13 protein-coding genes and 2 pseudogenes are annotated in these 16,151 nt (G+C 51.4%); 11 read left to right on the forward strand and 4 right to left on the reverse strand.

The window, feature by feature from the left end; genetic code table 11:
* The first annotated feature begins 69 nt into the window (after window positions 1-69).
* Window positions 70-741: a YfdX family protein gene (locus HMPREF1024_RS03280; protein WP_004188513.1), complete on the forward strand. Its 672-nt coding sequence runs from the start codon at window positions 70-72 to the stop codon at window positions 739-741.
* Window positions 742-831: 90 nt separating this feature from the next.
* On the opposite strand, the gene HMPREF1024_RS03275 is transcribed toward HMPREF1024_RS03280, so the two are convergent.
* Entirely contained in the window at window positions 832-4,074 is a 3,243-nt protein-coding gene (locus HMPREF1024_RS03275) for a transporter substrate-binding domain-containing protein (protein WP_009309663.1), read from the reverse strand.
* 4 nt (window positions 4,075-4,078) lie between these two features.
* Complete coding sequence (gene evgA / locus HMPREF1024_RS03270; protein ID WP_004185745.1) at window positions 4,079-4,693, reverse strand: acid-sensing system DNA-binding response regulator EvgA; 615 nt, start codon at window positions 4,691-4,693, stop codon at window positions 4,079-4,081.
* 302 nt (window positions 4,694-4,995) lie between these two features.
* On the opposite strand from evgA, the gene HMPREF1024_RS03265 reads away from it, so the two are divergent.
* Entirely contained in the window at window positions 4,996-5,361 is a 366-nt protein-coding gene (locus HMPREF1024_RS03265) for an HdeA/HdeB family chaperone (RefSeq protein ID WP_004900718.1), read from the forward strand.
* A 68-nt stretch (window positions 5,362-5,429) separates the two neighbouring features.
* Here the strand turns inward: HMPREF1024_RS03265 and HMPREF1024_RS03260 are convergent, their stop codons facing one another.
* Window positions 5,430-5,702: a hypothetical protein gene (locus tag HMPREF1024_RS03260; protein WP_009309664.1), complete on the reverse strand. Its 273-nt coding sequence runs from the start codon at window positions 5,700-5,702 to the stop codon at window positions 5,430-5,432.
* 779 nt (window positions 5,703-6,481) lie between these two features.
* Between HMPREF1024_RS03260 and HMPREF1024_RS03255 the strand changes: the two are divergent.
* Window positions 6,482-7,797 (forward strand): annotated as a pseudogene (locus tag HMPREF1024_RS03255) (tyrosine-type recombinase/integrase).
* A gap of 314 nt (window positions 7,798-8,111) precedes the next feature.
* On the opposite strand, the gene yjjJ reads toward HMPREF1024_RS03255, so the two are convergent.
* Window positions 8,112-9,416: a type II toxin-antitoxin system HipA family toxin YjjJ gene (yjjJ, locus tag HMPREF1024_RS03250; protein ID WP_009309666.1), complete on the reverse strand. Its 1,305-nt coding sequence runs from the start codon at window positions 9,414-9,416 to the stop codon at window positions 8,112-8,114.
* A gap of 291 nt (window positions 9,417-9,707) precedes the next feature.
* Between yjjJ and HMPREF1024_RS03240 the strand changes: the two genes are divergently transcribed.
* From HMPREF1024_RS03240 to HMPREF1024_RS03210, 8 genes and pseudogenes are all read left to right on the forward strand, one after another.
* Window positions 9,708-10,870, forward strand: a protein-coding gene (locus tag HMPREF1024_RS03240) for an IS3 family transposase (RefSeq protein WP_087728260.1) whose coding sequence is annotated in 2 segments (ribosomal slippage) — window positions 9,708-9,966 and window positions 9,966-10,870 — 1,164 coding nt in all. Because the reading frame shifts where the segments join, the coding sequence is not laid out codon by codon here.
* A gap of 391 nt (window positions 10,871-11,261) precedes the next feature.
* Window positions 11,262-12,134: a hypothetical protein gene (locus tag HMPREF1024_RS03235; protein ID WP_196983271.1), complete on the forward strand. Its 873-nt coding sequence runs from the start codon at window positions 11,262-11,264 to the stop codon at window positions 12,132-12,134.
* A gap of 197 nt (window positions 12,135-12,331) precedes the next feature.
* Window positions 12,332-13,153, forward strand: coding sequence for a DUF932 domain-containing protein (locus tag HMPREF1024_RS03230; RefSeq protein ID WP_009309670.1), 822 nt, complete (start codon window positions 12,332-12,334; stop codon window positions 13,151-13,153).
* A gap of 30 nt (window positions 13,154-13,183) precedes the next feature.
* Window positions 13,184-13,626 (forward strand): annotated as a pseudogene (locus tag HMPREF1024_RS0127530) (antirestriction protein).
* 12 nt (window positions 13,627-13,638) lie between these two features.
* Window positions 13,639-14,181 carry a DNA repair protein RadC gene (radC, locus tag HMPREF1024_RS03225; protein WP_009309673.1) on the forward strand — a complete coding sequence of 181 codons (543 nt, stop codon included), beginning with the start codon at window positions 13,639-13,641 and terminating at the stop codon, window positions 14,179-14,181.
* A 10-nt stretch (window positions 14,182-14,191) separates the two neighbouring features.
* Window positions 14,192-14,533 carry a type IV toxin-antitoxin system YeeU family antitoxin gene (locus tag HMPREF1024_RS03220; protein WP_009309674.1) on the forward strand — a complete coding sequence of 114 codons (342 nt, stop codon included), beginning with the start codon at window positions 14,192-14,194 and terminating at the stop codon, window positions 14,531-14,533.
* Window positions 14,534-14,553: 20 nt separating this feature from the next.
* Window positions 14,554-14,895 carry a TA system toxin CbtA family protein gene (locus HMPREF1024_RS03215; RefSeq protein WP_009309675.1) on the forward strand — a complete coding sequence of 114 codons (342 nt, stop codon included), beginning with the start codon at window positions 14,554-14,556 and terminating at the stop codon, window positions 14,893-14,895.
* Between the two features lie 409 nt (window positions 14,896-15,304).
* Window positions 15,305-16,150 carry a DUF6602 domain-containing protein gene (locus tag HMPREF1024_RS03210; RefSeq protein ID WP_009309676.1) on the forward strand — a complete coding sequence of 282 codons (846 nt, stop codon included), beginning with the start codon at window positions 15,305-15,307 and terminating at the stop codon, window positions 16,148-16,150.
* The last annotated feature ends 1 nt before the right edge of the window (window position 16,151 follow it).

The following is a 16,151-nucleotide window of genomic DNA, read 5'->3' on the forward strand; positions in this document are numbered from 1 at the left end:
CCCGCAATATTACTTCCGGGCTCTGATTCTCAATGCCCGCGATATTTTTTAAGCTGGCTGCGTTTGGTGATGCTTACCGATTTTAATCAGGAGTCAACGATGAAAAAAGTCATTCTGGCGAGCCTGCTGGCAACCATGATGAGTACCTCTCCGGTATGGGCAACAGATAGCGCGACGGCAGCGCCAGCCGCGCCAGCCGCGGCAGCCACGACGCAGGTACAGAAAGAAGCCGCCGATGTGCTGCAGGTGGCGGTGCAGGGCGCGAATGCGATGCGCGACATCCAGTTCGCCCGTCTGGCGCTGTTCCATGGCCAGCCGGATAGCGCCAAAAAACTGACAGACGACGCCGCCGCGCTGCTGGCCGCCGATGATGCCAGCTGGGCGAAGTTTGTGAAAACTGATGCTAAAGCCAAAATGATCGCCGATCGCTATGTGATCATTAACGCCTCTATCGCCCTGTCTGAAGACTATGTGGCCACGCCGGAAAAAGAGAGCGCTATCCAATCCGCCAACGAAAAGCTGGCGAAAGGCGATCAGAAAGGGGCTATCGATACCCTGCGCCTGGCCGGTATTGGCGTGATTGAGAACCAGTATCTGATGCCGCTTAACCAGACCCGTAAGGCGGTAGCGCAGGCGCAAGAACTGCTGAAAGCCGGTAAATATTACGAAGCGAATCTGGTGCTGAAGGGCGCTGAAGAGGGCATTGTGGTGGATAGCGAGATGCTGGTGGCAGGCAACTGATACTTGTTCCACCCTGAGAGAGCGCAGAGGAAAAAACTGACAAGGATGTCCCCTTAACGCTCGGGCAGGCGGACTGCCCGAGCGGAACGGCTAGCGGCCGATCAGGGCGTCGATTTCGCCATCGATCTCGCGCATGACGCCGGTGATGCGCTGTACCACCTCCAGACAGCTTGCCGGCGTCAGCGAATCAGGCCGCTTTGCCTCAAAAGGGGCGCACAGTTGTTGTAGCGCAGTAATCCCCAGAATTTGTGCTGAACCGTGCAGGCGGTGCAGCGCCCGCAGAAAGGTCTGCGGCTCATGCCGGGCGATTGCCTGTCCGGCAGCCTGTAAATCCGCGGCCGACGCATCGCGGAACGTCTCCAGCATCTCATTCATCAGCGCCTGGTCTCCCCCCGTATTCTCGCTCAGCACGCTGAGCTTCAGGTGCCGGGTAGCGTGAGGTGATGCGCGGCCCACCGCTAAACGGCTGAGCTCATGACTCAGCGTCTGGACCGACACCGGCTTAAACAGACACATATTCATGCCGCTGGCCAGACACGCCTCCCGCGACTGCGGCAGCGCGCTGGCAGTCACGCCCCAAATTACCAAGCCCGGATAGCGACGGCGTAGCGAGGCCGCCAGCGCCAGGCCATCTTTCTTCGGCATATTGAGGTCCGTTATCAGCAGATCGTAATGTTTGCTGGCGAGCTTATTCTCTGCCTCTTCACCGTCGCAGGCTTCATCGACGCTATAGCCGATAGTGCTGAGCTGGCGCTTGAGCAGTAGCCGGTTGGTGGGGTGATCGTCCGCTATCAGTATCGCCAGCCCGGGTAGAGCCTGCGGTCTGGCGGGCGACGCCTGCGGCGCGTGGATCGCGCAGCGGCTCGCCTTGACCGGCAGCGTGATGGTGAAAGTGGTCCCCACGCCCGGACGGCTGACCATCTCCAGGCGACCCTGCATCAGCGCAACCAGCTCTTTGCAAATGACCAGCCCCAGTCCGGAGCCGGTCTGCTGGCGTCCCTGGCGCGCCTGGGCATAGCGGTGGAAGAGGGTGGCCTGCTCTGCTTCACTGATCCCGCAGCCGCTGTCGCTAACCATGAGGGCCAACTCTCCCTGTGTCTCATTCGCCGGCGTCAGCCGGCAGGAGACCTGAATTGCGCCTTCGACGGTAAACTTCAGCGCATTGCCAATGAGATTATTGAGGATTTGCCGTAGCGCCTGCGGGTCGACCCACAGCATGGTCCCTTCCTGCAGCGCGTTATGGTAGTGCAGATCGATGCCCTTTTGCTGCGCCAGCGCGTCGAAGGTATGACACTGCTGCGACACTAACTGTGCGACATCGCTCCACTGCGGGGTAACCTGGTATTTTCCCGATTCAATCTTGTCGATATCAAGAATATTGCCGATAAGTCCCAGCAGGGTTTGCGCCGTCGACCCCGCCAGCTCGATCGCCTCTTTACGCTGGCCGACGTTCAGCTCAGGTTTCGCCAGCAGCTCCAGAAAGCCGACGATGGCGCTCACCGGCGTGCGCAGCTCGTGGCTCATGCTGGCCAGAAAGCGGCTCTTGGCTTTTGTCGCCTGAATCGCTTTGTCTTTTTCGCGCTCCAGCGCACAGGAGAGGGCTTCCTTCTGCGCCAGCTCCTCCTCGAGCCGCTGCTGGGAGTCTTTGCGTTTGCGCACTTCCCGACACAGGGAGAGCCCCCAGCCGAGGCTGATGGCGATCAGCACCAGCGCAAAGGCGATCAGCTGGTAAAACTGGCGGCTGTACTGGCTCCAGTTCTCTATTTGCTGACTGGAGATTTTCGACCACTTCTCGGTCATCTGCAGAATATCCCGTGGCGGAATAACCTGCAGCGCTTTGTTAAGAATGGCGGCCAGCACCGGTTCATCGCGCGGGATGGCCAGCCGAATGGCCGCGACGGGGAGTCCATCAATGCGGGTGTAGTGCAGACCCTGTGGATAGTAGTGGTCGATCATATAGCGGGCGGAAAGCTCCGAGGCTACGGCGGCATCCACTTCGCCTTCCTCTACCATCTTCATGGCGACGCCAACGTTATCCGTTTCCACCCAGTTAATCAGCGGAAAACGCGCTTTCAGATCATGGGCGGCGATAGGCCCGACCGGCAGGGCGATCCGTGCCGAGCGCGTCAGCAGATGCTGGTCGGGGGCGCTGCCGCGGGCGACCAGCACAAAGGCCACGTTAATGAGCGGATCGCTGAGGGTGACGTAGGCCTGCGGCTGTGGGGTCAGGGTGGCGGCGGGCATGATCGCCCAGTCCTCTTTTTCCATGCGCTTTGCCAGAGCCTGACGGTTGCGCACCAGAATGGGGTCAAACTGCAGGCCGGTCTGGAGTGAGACAATATTCAGCATATCGGCCATGATGCCGCGCAGTTCATCCTCGTTATCCACCAGGGTAAATGGCGGAAAATAGGGGTTCACCAGCAGGCGGACGCGACGATGCTTCTGCAGCCAGCGCTGCTCTTCGGGGCTAAAGGTAAGCGGGGTATTGAGAAACGACAGATCGCCACGGTTGAGCCAGTTTTGCATGATCCGCATCGCGGTGTCGCTGTCGACGGCATGGATAAAACGGTCGAAGAGTTGATGCAGCTCTGGCCGATCGTCACGGGTGACAAAGCGGTTGTGTTGCTCCTGCTGACGAAAATAGTGCGCGATAACCAGCGATTGCGAGAAATATTTCGAGATGCAGTGGCCAGTGGTGATGTTGTTGCCGATAAAATACTGATTCTCGCCGCTGACCACCGAGGCGAGAGCCTGATAGTCGCTATCATAAAGGGTGATTTTGGCGTTGGGAAACGCCTGCTGAATAATATCGAAAAAAGCGCAATCGCGGGTGCAGGCCAGCGTGACGCGGCGGTCAGTGGTCAGCGGCGGCAGAGGGGATTTCAGCGAGGTGACCAGCGTCGGCCAGGTTTTAAGCAGCGGCGCGGATTGATCCAGGCCCGGGGCGAGCGCATCCCGGTGCGCCACCTGAGTGAGCAGGGTATCCACCTGGCGGTCGGCCAGGGCGGTGAGCGCCTGCTGCTCGGTGTCATACTGGCGGATAATCACCTTCAGTCCGAGGCTGTGCGCCATCAGCGCCAGATAGTCGGCGTTAATGCCCTGATAACTTTTCTCGTCGCCGTCATAGACGATGGGCGTCCTCTCGGGAAGCCAGGTCCCGACGGTCAGCGTAGGCTGCGCCGCCAGCCATGCTTTCTCCTTACTGCTAAGCGGGATATCGATCGCCGCGATATGAGAATGGCTCTTCAGCTCCAGCTGTTTCATGGCATACGCGGCAGGCGAGAGGCTCAGCGCCAGCCCGACAACGACGGATAAAATAAGACGAACCGCCATGCCATCACCCTATTTTATTGCGTTGCGCAAAGTCATATAGCTCAAGCAGGGTGCTGCAGCCTAATTTATCCATCAGACGGACCTTATAGGTACTTACCGTTTTATTGCTGATATTCATTTTGCTGCCGATGGTGGTGTAGTCGACGCCGCTGAGAATATAGCGGAACACCTTCATCTCCTGCGTTGACAGCGTATCCAGCCGGTCCTGATCGGTGATGCCGTGGGTGCAGAAGCGTTCCAGTGAAAAGGGGAAATAGCTGTAGCCATTATTGGCTGCGTCGATGGCGGCGAGGATATTATTCATTCCCTCTTTTTTACTCACAAAACCATTTGCTCCGCAGTCGGCGCTGCGTTTGCCGTAGAACAGTTCATTCTTAGCGGAAATGATGATGATTGTTCTCTGGTAGCGGCGTTTGCGCAGCTGCTCCAGCACCTCGATACCGCTGAGCTCCGGAATATCGACGTCGACGATGAGCAGGTCAGGCTGCATGCTTTCCGCGGTCTGCACGGCATGAGCGCCGCTGTCGAGCTCTGCCGCGACGGTAATACCGTTGCTGTCGAGAAGGTTGCGAATGGCGATACGTGCCAATGGATGATCGTCAATGATTATCGCATTCATGGAGGCGTAAATCCTGATATGAAAAAAGAAGGGCGATGCCTGGTGCAGGTGCGGCGGAGGTTATTTTTATCGATGCCGTTATAAGGCGTAATTGTAACACAAATCGTTTTGGGCCAGGGAAATATTGTGGAGCTGAGCCAGACGAATATATTTGCATAGCTGGATGACAGCTGTAGGAACGGGCGTTCACTTGCTTCAGCGCGGTCTGCTGTTAAAAAAAATAGCAAACGATTAATCTGCTCTTATTAAGGTGAGTTCTCGGGAATATCGTCCGGCGACAACTGGCAGGTAAAATAATAACAATGGCGAAAGAAAAACGCGCCTTCTGGCGAAAATGGGTTTGGAAACATCTGCTGGCAGGAATAACAGTACTGGCAATGAGTAGCGCCGCGGTGGGAAAGGATGTCGTCCCCGATGAGGCGCGGACCCGAGATATGATGCGCTGTCAGGATTATCTGCAACTGGATCCGCGCGCCTGGACGCCGATGGTGATTTGGCTGATGAACGATCCTTTTTCACTGGAGCCGCCGGAGTGGACCGACTTCCATGAAGCCGAGCTGGTGCTGACGCCGATCCTCACCGAAATCTGCCGTCAGGAGCCGGATGTCTGGCTCACCTCGCTGCGGGAACGGCTCAATTCTTATCAGCAGGTGCGGTCGCTGAACTAAGCGACCGCGGTAAAACGGCAGAAAAAGTGACTAAATGGGCAGTTAGCGGCCTTCTTCTGCGCAAAGGCTCAGCAGCGGCCCGCTTTTTGCGACAGGGCGTCGCAGGTTTTGCTCGCTAGCGTCGGGTTGGCGCCGGCGCAGATGGCATCCGAAACGGTGCTACCGCCGCCCAGTGGGATCAGCCCGTAAAGTTTCGGCTCGGCGGCTTTCGTCACATAGCAGCGATGGCTGGTTTTGCCGATGGTGACCATAAAGTTGGTTTTCACATCCTGCTGCCTCGCATCGGAAATTGTCACCTGCGAAGCATCGACATTAAAAGCAAACGCGGCGGCCTCTTTCATTTTCCGTCGTCATGGGTGGTTTAGCTACGCAACCCATTAATAACAGTGCCAGACAGGTACTGATTGATATATCCCGTATTTTCATCATTTCATCCTTTTTGTAAGTCAGCGGGTTATATATAAGAGCGGGGGGAGGAACGCGTTGATTTCGATCAGCTGGCGCAGGCTATGGTTATTTTTCGGAAATTGACCTGTGTTGTTACATTTATCGTGAGTAGTATGAATTCCAGCATTGCAGGAATGAAAGATATTTCAAGACTACGTTGCGTAGTTAGACAGAAGTCAACAGGAGTGCGGCGGTTATGGGCTGCCCGAGATGCTCTGAGCAATATTTTGCTAAGGCAGAATGCTATCTGTTTTAGCGTAAGCGCAAATTTTCCCTGCGTTATAACGGACTTTTTATCCTCTTAATGGGATAGCGACAACACGCTAAGCCATGCGCGCTGCTCAGCGGTTTGTGGTGCCATTTTAAAATTCAGGAACAAAAAAGCCACTCTTTCGAGTGGCTTAATTATATGATTTTAAATCTAAAATTTGGTGGCCCCTGTTGGGTTTGAACCAACGACCAAGCGATTATGAGTCATAAAATCGGCATGTTTCTAATCGTTCGCTATTGACGCTTATTGTATTTTTAATTGTCTATAATCAATCAGTTATGATGTTGTTTTTGTTTCTGATTGGTTGCCTCGTCTCCCCATTGTACTATCGTTACCTGACCCATTACCTGACCCAAAATGGGCATCAGGTCAGGTAACGCTTATCCTTAGAAAGGTAACCTCATGGCCGCTAATCTTACCGAGACTGCTATACGCGGATTGAAGACAAAAAGCACGTCGTACTACGTGTGGAGCAACAGTGCTCAGCGTGGTACCGGCAGGCTTGGCGTTAAGGTTCAGCCTTCAGGCAGCAAAGTTTTTATTTCCGTTACTACGTTGAAAAAGGGAAGAAAGAGAAGTTCATCCAGTTGGGCATCTGGCCTGAGATGAAACTGGTGACGGCCAATGAGCTGGCGAAAAAGTATGGTGCCTGGCTTGTTGAAGGAAAAGAACCCCAGCAAGAGCTTGAGCAACAGCGCCTGGCCGAGCAGCACATTATGCAGATCCATCGCTCTCAAGGATCGTTTGAAGAGCTGGTGCATGGTTACGTTAACAAGATGAAGCTCGATAACAAGCGGACTTGGGCTGATGTACTGAAGCGCCTTGAAAAAGAGTGCTATTCAGTCATTCCTCGCGAGACCAAAGCGAAAGATGTCACGTCCTTACAGATCAAAACGATCTTGTCTGGCATCATCCAGCGTGATGCGGTGGTCCATGCAAACCGCATTCGTTCCTATCTGATGGCGGCATTTAACTACGGTCTGAAAGCTGATAACGATCCGATGAATACCAGCGTGGGTATTACGTTCGGTCTTGAAGTTAATCCGGTATCGGCCATACCGAAGCAGTCCTCGGCGGAGAAAGTGGGTGATACATGGTTAACGCTGGAAGAGCTACGTTTTGTCATGGAGCAGTTCGCTCAGGCCACCAACGTTGGGCCGCTGATGCAGCACCTAATCCGCTTCTGTGTTTATGCAGGCGGGCAGCGTCCGTTTGAAATGATTGCCAGCCAGTGGAGCGCGATTGACTGGCAGCAAAAGACGTTACTGATCATAGCTGATGTATCGAAAAACAAGCGTGAGCACCTGATCCCGCTGACTGAATCGGCACTACAGGAATTAGCCTCAGTGAAAGAGCTGACGAAGGAAAGTAGCAGTCCCTATATCTTCCCACTCTCGACCAACGCCGAGCGTCCAGTACGTACCGACAGCCTGGCTCGTTCCATCATGTATTTCCGTGCTTTTAATCCTGAGTTTAAAGTTTTCACGGCGCGAGATTTACGCCGCACCTGTAAAACGCTAATGGGGGAGGCGGGGATCAGTAAAGAGATCCGCGACCGTATCCAGAATCACGCTTTGAACGACGTCAGCTCGAAACACTATGACCGCTATGATTACCTGACTGAAAAGCGCAAGGCGCTTGAGATCTGGGAAGAGCGGGTTAACAACTATCAGCGGCAGCACGAAAACAACGTTGTGAACTTGTTTGGACGGAGGTAATTGTTTTGGTTTAATTCAGCATCGATATGGCTTCTTGTACCAGTGCCATCGACATGAAAGATAGCTAAATCAAGATGTGCGGACGAACACGTAGATAACTTCACTATTTGCTCGTTAGTTAACTAATACAAAGTAGCAAATAGTGCATTAAGGCGAAGTTCGGGCACATCATCATTAAGTCCATCAGCTTAGATGTGCGATCCTCCTGATGACGAAGTTTACGTATCACCTGTAGCTATACTGTTTATATACCCTCACCCTTTGGATTATATTGAGCTGGAAAATGAGTGGATCAGTAAAGTTGAGCTAGCTTTTTATCCTAGACGGGCGATACGTGATCTGGCCTCGTCAAGATGATGGCGTAATGTCTCAAGGCATGGGACGAAATTGGCGGAGAAACGCTCGCAACTGCTAGCTATAACAAAGAAGTCCTCAGCCAAGCCTAGCGCTTCCTGCCAGATATCCCGGCTAATTACTTCGGGTAGTGATGCAGGTCGAAGCTCGTTCACGATTGCGCCTCCCGTTCTGGGAGCGAACCCCATAGGCAGAATGTCGTAGGCCGGTGCAAGGTGATACGGGCGACCGTGGCTGCTGATGAACGACAAGTTCCCGTGATGCATGTCGGTATTGCCAATTAGCATCCCAAATGCCCAAAGCCGGGCGGTACCTGTTGCAGCATCCGGATGGACATGCCCTTCCGTAACAAGGCTGTTAACCAGAACAGGCCAGGGAGCTCTGGCATTTCCGACAAACTCTGCATCAAGTGCCCTCAGCGAGAAGACGCCAATACGACCCAGTTGGCCAACGCGATCGAATCGGGGAATTTCGAGGAAGCGCTGACTACCAAAATCATATACCTCAGTTTCCACACCAAGCACCCTTAACGCCAAGTGCTCGGCCAACAGAAGGTCGCGCCAACGTTCGCTAACCGGATTATCGTCTGGGGCCGAGAATTTTACTAAGACGTGACCGCGCTCTGTATAGGTGCAAAATTTCGGCTGTTCACCTCCTGCAGATGATCCCGGTGCTTCGCCGGCCCCAGCCGCCAATGCCAACGCGGGGTAGGCTGTGGCGCGCTCAACTGGGGTGGGTTCAGGCATCTCAAGGAAACGCTCTCGTGCTTGTTCTCCTATCAGCAGGTTGCCGATAGCATCATGGCCATGTGCAAGCAATGCCCTGACGACATCCGAGTCAGCCCATTGCTCTGGATTCGCTGGCAAGCCGAGATCGGCCGCATAAGTTGATGCGTAGGCTCGCCCGAGATACCCTTGTGGTCGCATGTCAAACAGCCACCACGGTAGTCCGTCGCTATGGAGGCTTACGTTATTGGTTTGCACCATGACAAATCCCTCAGGATGAACTGGGATGAGCTCGCCAAGGGGTCTAACGCGTCCTTCATCAGTGATGCGGTAAATGGGGGCAGACCTGAATCCGCGATAAACATCACGTAGAGCGTATTGAATAGATGGACCAGCTCCGATTCGAACAATGTCATCGCCAATATCTCTCAATGCGCGGGACAGCGTTGGTTGGCTAATGCCAATTATCTCAATGAGTTGACGAGCTTGCATCGGGCCTTGGCTGAGCAACCGACGTATCCTGTCAGAGCGAGTAGGCATAATGTTGAATCTCTTTTTGAATAGGTTTGTGAATAGATAGTGAGTGCATACCCTATCACTTAATTTACAACTAGTCACCCCATATGGAATAGCCCTAACACCTTGGTCGGAGTTTGTCGTGATGTTATTAGTGCAAACCGGATAGTTAAATTCAGCTATATCAATTACAGCAGCAGAGTCGTATCAGCCGGGCTCTGGAGACTTGGTGCTGGCTAATAAGCTGGGTGATCTTACCCAGCAATAGTGGACACGCGACTAAGTGAGTAAACTCTCAAGTAAGAGGTGACTCACATGACAAAACCAGCATCAACCACCAAAAAGCCACGCAAGCAGCACACGCCTGAATTTCGTCAGGAAGCCCTGAAACTCGCTGAACGCATTGGGGTGGCCGCTGCCGCCCGCGAACTTAACCTGTATGAATCACAGCTCTACAACTGGCGAAGCAAACAGCAAAATCAGCGTTCTTCTTCTGAACGCGAGCAGGAGATGTCCGCTGAGATCGCCCGTCTGAAACATCAACTGGCAGAACGGGATGAGGAACTGGCCATTCTCCAAAAGGCTGCGACATACTTCGCGAAGCGCCTGAAATGAAGTATGTCTTCATCGAAAAACATCAGGCTGAGTTCAGTATCAAAGCCATGTGCCGTGTACTTCAGGTTGCCCGTAGCGGCTGGTACGTCTGGCATCAGCGTCGTCATCAGATAAACCGGCGTCAGCAGTTCCGCCTTGTTTGTGATAACGTCGTCCGGGAAGCATTCAGTGACGCAAAACAACGCTATGGTGCGCCACGCCTGACGGATGAGCTTCGTGCTCAGGGACGGGTGTATAACATAAAAACCGTGGCGGCCAGCCTGCGTCGGCAGGGACTGCGGGCGAAAGCCTCGCGCCGGTTCCGTCCGGTCAGTTACCGCGAACATGGTCTGCCAGTCTCAGAGAATCTGCTGAAGCAGGACTTTTACGCCAGCGGCCCGAATCAGAAGTGGGTGGGTGACATCACGTATCTTCACACTGGTGAAGGCTGGCTTTATCTGGCCGTGGTTATCGATCTGTGGTCGCGGTCAGTCATTGGCTGGTCGATGTCCTCGCGGATGACAGCACAGCTTGCCTGCGATGCGTTACAGATGGCGCTGTGGCGGCGTAAACGTCCGGAAAATGTCATCGTGCATACAGACAGAGGCGGTCAGTACAGTTCAACGGATTACCAGAGCTTACTGAAACGCCATAATCTGCGGGGGAGTATGAGCGCCAGAGGTTGTTGTTACGACAATGCCTGTGCGGAAAGCTTCTTCCATACGCTGAAGGTGGAATGTATCCACGGAGAGGACTTTGTCAGCCGGGAAATAATGCGGATAGCAGTGTTTAATTATATCGAGTGTGATTACAATCGGTGGCGTCGTCACAGTGCCTGTGGCGGTCTCAGTCCGGAACAATTTGAAAACCAGAACCTCGCTTAGGGTTGTGTCCATATTACGCGGGTAGGATCAGGTAAGGCATCCTAGCTGCTTCATTGCCCGCTTGATTCAGCCCCTGTCGCTTATGCCACAGGGGCTTTTTGTTTTAAGGGTGCTGTAAGCTTGATCCCGCTGAACTACCTAATGGATTCCCTTACCTATAAACAGAATTAAGCAGTAGCAATGTTAGACGCCACTGCATTACCATTGAAGGAGATCAAGTCGCATGCTCTATGTTGGTCATTAATAGTTGAGAGAAACTGCTGCTAATTGAGAGGGGAATTTTAAAAATTGTATTGATGTAAAGGTAAACCATTAAAGTACCTGTCACGATGATAGTTGCAGAACATCAACTAGCAGATAATGAAAATAAGCTAATTAATCTAGAGAGGCTGTGAAAAATATGGCTCTTCATCTTTTAACGTATTCTAATGTTCATGACTCGTGCCGACGGCGGACCGAAAGCTGCGAACTCTGGCTTCGGGCTCTTATCCACGACACCCTAAATAAAGAATTCGGTGAAAATTATGTGAATGATGCGAAAATTAACGGCAACGATATTTTCAGTCAAAAGCTCAAAACGCGTATTCATAGCTATCGCTCTCGAGATCCTCATCGATATAAACGCCCGGTTGACACACTGACTTTTGAAGATCTGAGTACTATCATAGGGAAAGAGGATGCATACAGGGAGCATTTCCGAACTGTCTTCCATGAAGAATTTCCGGGTGGAATTAAGCATCTCAAGCACACTATCAGCATTATTGCGAACCACAGAAATGCGTTGTATCACGCCAATGCGTCAACACTATCATTGCATGATGCCGAGCGTATCCTGTGCTACTGCAATGACCTTATAACTGCGATAAAGGTGCATTATAAAACAATGAATCAGAATGATAAATTCCCGGCTCCGGTTTTCACAAAATACTCAGACTCTGCAGGCAATGTTCATTATGTTAATGAACCCCGAACTCATCTTGATTTTTCAGACACAATACTCTTCATGGGCGATAAACTACGCTTCGAGGTGGAGGTTGACTCCAGTTATTCGCCTGATGAATACGACATTATCTGGCGTATCAAAGGGAAAGAAGTTGAACGTGGACCTGAGTTCATCCTCAATCTTACAGCAGAGCATGTTGGGATGAAATTCGGCATCCAGGTAGATCTGTGCTCTAAAAAAGAGTGGCATCGCATTGATAGCAATCTTGATGCACTATTGACTACACAATACCAGGTGCTACCAGGTGCCCACCATGCATAGCACCCCCAGGTAAAATTAACATGATATAAGCTCTATTTTCGATAGATCGGGTGAAACACCTGCACTCATGCCTTTGATATTAAATAGTCAGATGCTGAGTAAAAAATTCCAGATTTTTTAGATATCTCATAAAAGCCATGCGTCCCTCAGGACGCATGGCTTTTTAGTTTTTAATCCCATAGTAAAAGGAATGCAACATGAAATTAGCCAGCCGTTTTGGCTGTATTAACCAGATACGCCGTGACCGGCCTCTGACCCACGAAGAGCTGATGAGTCATGTGCCCAGCGTGTTCGGGAGTGACAAACATGAATCGCGCTCGGACCGTTATACCTACATCCCGACCATCAACATCCTCGAAAGTCTGCAGCGGGAAGGCTTTGAGCCGTTCTTTGCCTGCCAGACGAAGGTTCGGGACCTGAGTAAGCGGGAGCACACTAAACACATGCTTCGCCTGCGTCGTGCCGGTCAACTGACCGGCCATCAGGTGCCAGAAATCATTCTTCTCAACAGCCATGACGGCTCATCAAGCTACCAGATGCTGCCGGGGCTATTTCGAGGTGTATGTACCAACGGCCTAGTCTGCGGTCAGTCATTCGGAGAAGTGCGGGTACCGCATAAAGGTAATGTCGTCGAGAAGGTGATTGAAGGGGCTTACGAAGTGCTCGGAGTATTTGACCGGGTAGATGAAAAGCGCGATTCAATGCAGTCGCTGGCGCTGCCTGCACCAGCCCGACACGCACTGGCGAATGCTGCACTGAAGTATCGATTTGGTGAGGACCACCAGCCAGTCACGGTATCGCAGTTGCTGATTCCGCGTCGTAGAGAGGACTACAACGATGACCTGTGGACCGTCTATCAGCGCGTGCAGGAGAACCTAATAAAAGGCGGTCTGTCAGGGCGAACCGTACAGGGAAAAAGCAGCCGCACCCGTGCTGTTACCGGTATTGATGGCGATGTGAAACTCAATCGCGCCCTGTGGGTTATGGCAGAAAACATGCTCGCGTTTTTCGGGCGTTAAACAACGGTACCAGCATAAGGAGATAGTTTAATGGATACACAAAACCTTGAATTCGCTCAGCAGGGAGTAATCTCGGCCTCAGTGGTCCCTGACGAGCTACGCATCGGGTTCTGGCCGCAGCACTTTGGCTCCATCCCGCAATGGATAACCCTTGAACCTCGCATTTTCGCCTGGATGGACCGGCTGTGTGTCGATTATCACGGCGGTATCTGGCGCTTTTCGACGCTCAGTAACGGCGGCGCGTTTATGCCCCTGAGGCAGAGAGCGACGAGAAGTGGGCATTGTTCAACAGCATGAACGGCAACGGTACGGAACTTACTGGCGAAGCTGCGGGGATAGTCGCTTGTCTGATGGCATACAGCCACCATGCCTGTCGTACCGAATGTGACTCAATGACCGAGCACTATTATCGCTTACGTGACTTCGCGCTGAACCATCCGGAATGCAGCGCCATTATGCATCTCATCGACTGAGGAATACCTGACATGAATACTGCATTATCCCCGGTGTCAGCACAGCCCGAACTCTTTCCTCTGAAGGTTATGGCCCAGCATGGTTGCCTGCTCCCCGCGACGGCCGGATTGACACCTTATGCCCAACGCACCATCCGCCGCGCTATCAACTTGCTGGATAAATATCTTCGTCAGTCCGGCATATCCTTTAACTCCAGTACTGCAGCCCGGGACTGGCTTCGGCTACAGCTGGCCGGACAGGAGCGGGAAGTATTTATGGTGCTCTATCTTGATAACCAACACCGTTTACTGGAGAGCGAAACACTATTTGCCGGTTCGGTTAACCATGTCCAGGTCCATCCCCGTGAGGTAGTGAAGTCAGCGCTTTGCTTCAATGCTGCAGCTGTCGTGCTGGCGCATAACCATCCATCCGGTGATCCGGAGCCCAGCCAATGCGATCGCAACATTACGGGCAGGCTTAAAGAAGCGCTGGCACTGGTTGATGTGAACATACTTGATCATCTGGTTGTCGGTTCAGATGGCATTGTGTCGTTTGCAGAGCGAGGCTGGATATGAGGTTACTTCAATGAAATCTACTGAGTCAGAGAACGATTTATTTCTCAAGTGGGGTCTGAATCGTAATGTGACACCTTGCTTTGGCGCTCGTCTGGTACAGGAGGGAAACCGACTTCACTATCTGGCTGACCGGGCCAGCATTACCGGTGCATTCAGTAACGCAGAATCTTTGAAGTTGGATGAAGTATTCCCACGTTTTATCAGCCAGATGGAATCGATGTTGACCATTGGTGAAATGAATCCTCACCATGCCCACTGCGTCACCCTATACCACAACGGTTTCACCTGCGAAGCCGATACTCTTGGCAGTTGCGGCTACGTATACATCGCCGTTTACCCCACTCAACGTTAACTAACTCCGCAAGAGCAAACATGAAAACTCTACCTGCTACAATTTCGCGTGCGGCGAAGCCCTGTCTGTCGCCCGTTGCAGCCTGGCAAATGTTACTGACACGCCTACTGGAACAGCACTATGGCCTGACACTGAACGACACGCCGTTCAGTGATGAAACAGTTATTAAGGAACATATTGATGCCGAGATTACCCTGGCTGATGCAGTCAACTTCTTGGTGGATAAGTACGGACTGGTTCGTATCGATCGCAGGGGGTTTAACTGGCAGGAACAATCGCCTTATCTTCGGGCTGTAGATATTCTGCGAGCACGACAGGCAACTGGCTTGCTGCGACGGAGCCGTAATAATGCTGTATCGTGAATATTACGGACGGTATTACTGGCTTTTATCACTATCGGGGAATGCATGCAGCGAGATGAAGAGGGCAGGGAGATAATTCCTTACCTGACCCATTACCTGACCCAAATTGCATCCAAAGAAAAAGGAGCCAGACGATTTCTCATCTAACTCCTTGTTTTATTTGGTGGCCCCTGCTGGACTTGAACCAGCGACCAAGCGATTATGAGTTCCTACTTGAACAACCGAAAATCAATAGTTTGCGTTATTTATCATTGACATAGGTTGCCATCATTTGCCAATGATTACCCATTCTTAGCCATTTCCACCGCCACTTTATCGCCATTACCATCAATGAACGCTGTGATGCTTGCAACTTACAAAAGTGTAAGTAAAGTGTATCATCAAAGACATGCATTAGGGGAGGTAATATATGGATTTAAATGAATTATTTAATTCAATAGAAGCTACAATGTTGGCTCGATTCAAAGAATCCGGCTTTATACATCATAGTGGCGATAAAGGTGAGAATCGAGAGGAGTTTTTAATGGATTTTCTCAAAACTCATTTGCCAAAAAGATATGGTGTGACCAAAGGAGAGGTAATTACAAAAGAAGGTTTACGCTCCCATGCTATTGATATCATAATTTATGATGCCGTTAATTGCCCAGTGCTTTATGCGGGGAAAACATCAATCCTTCCTGTTGAAGGGGTATATGGTATTATCGAAGTTAAATCAACTCTATCAAAAAGTGAGTTTGATGATGCAGCCAATAAAATAACCTCATTCAAAAAACTAGCGCCGAGAGATTTAGGGGTAATTGCTACTAGAGAATACGCAACAGTTCATAGGGCATCTAGGCCATTTGGTATTGTTTTTGGATTTAATATTTCTGGTAATTCTCTGGATTCTCTAAAAGAAAATTGGATGGCGCACAGCAAGGCTGTACATGATGTAAATTATTTTTGTAATCTAATATGTGTTCTTGGTAAAGGTGTGCTTCGTTATGAAAAAGTTAATCTAACAATAGGGGAAAAAGATTTGCTCCTAGATACAGATGAGTTTGTTAATTTGGTTTTGACGGCGCATAAGCGGCGGGTAAATAGTGAGGAAAATGATCAAATTGTTTTACGTATAGTTAAAGAGGGTATGGAAGACCAATCTTTTGGCCGTTTTTTTACTTACCTACTAATTATGCTTACTCGAATGAAATTGAATGTTCCTGATATCGGGCGATATATCGATCCAAATTTGCCATTGTCCATCGTGAGAGAGTAAA

The organism is Klebsiella sp. 4_1_44FAA (genome assembly GCF_000238715.1).
GTDB classification, from domain to species: domain Bacteria; phylum Pseudomonadota; class Gammaproteobacteria; order Enterobacterales; family Enterobacteriaceae; genus Klebsiella; species Klebsiella pneumoniae.

Coding starts and splice junctions, on each gene's coding strand:
- HMPREF1024_RS03280 (WP_004188513.1), top strand. CDS start 70: ATGCTTACCGATTTTAATCAGGAGTCAACGATGAAAAAAGTCATTCTG.
- HMPREF1024_RS03265 (WP_004900718.1), top strand. CDS start 4,996: ATGGCGAAAGAAAAACGCGCCTTCTGGCGAAAATGGGTTTGGAAACAT.
- HMPREF1024_RS03220 (WP_009309674.1), top strand. CDS start 14,192: ATGAAATCTACTGAGTCAGAGAACGATTTATTTCTCAAGTGGGGTCTG.
- HMPREF1024_RS03230 (WP_009309670.1), top strand. CDS start 12,332: ATGAAATTAGCCAGCCGTTTTGGCTGTATTAACCAGATACGCCGTGAC.
- HMPREF1024_RS03275 (WP_009309663.1), bottom strand. CDS start 4,074: ATGGCGGTTCGTCTTATTTTATCCGTCGTTGTCGGGCTGGCGCTGAGC.
- evgA (WP_004185745.1), bottom strand. CDS start 4,693: ATGAATGCGATAATCATTGACGATCATCCATTGGCACGTATCGCCATT.
- yjjJ (WP_009309666.1), bottom strand. CDS start 9,416: ATGCCTACTCGCTCTGACAGGATACGTCGGTTGCTCAGCCAAGGCCCG.
- radC (WP_009309673.1), top strand. CDS start 13,639: ATGAATACTGCATTATCCCCGGTGTCAGCACAGCCCGAACTCTTTCCT.
- HMPREF1024_RS03210 (WP_009309676.1), top strand. CDS start 15,305: ATGGATTTAAATGAATTATTTAATTCAATAGAAGCTACAATGTTGGCT.
- HMPREF1024_RS03215 (WP_009309675.1), top strand. CDS start 14,554: ATGAAAACTCTACCTGCTACAATTTCGCGTGCGGCGAAGCCCTGTCTG.
- HMPREF1024_RS03260 (WP_009309664.1), bottom strand. CDS start 5,702: ATGAAAGAGGCCGCCGCGTTTGCTTTTAATGTCGATGCTTCGCAGGTG.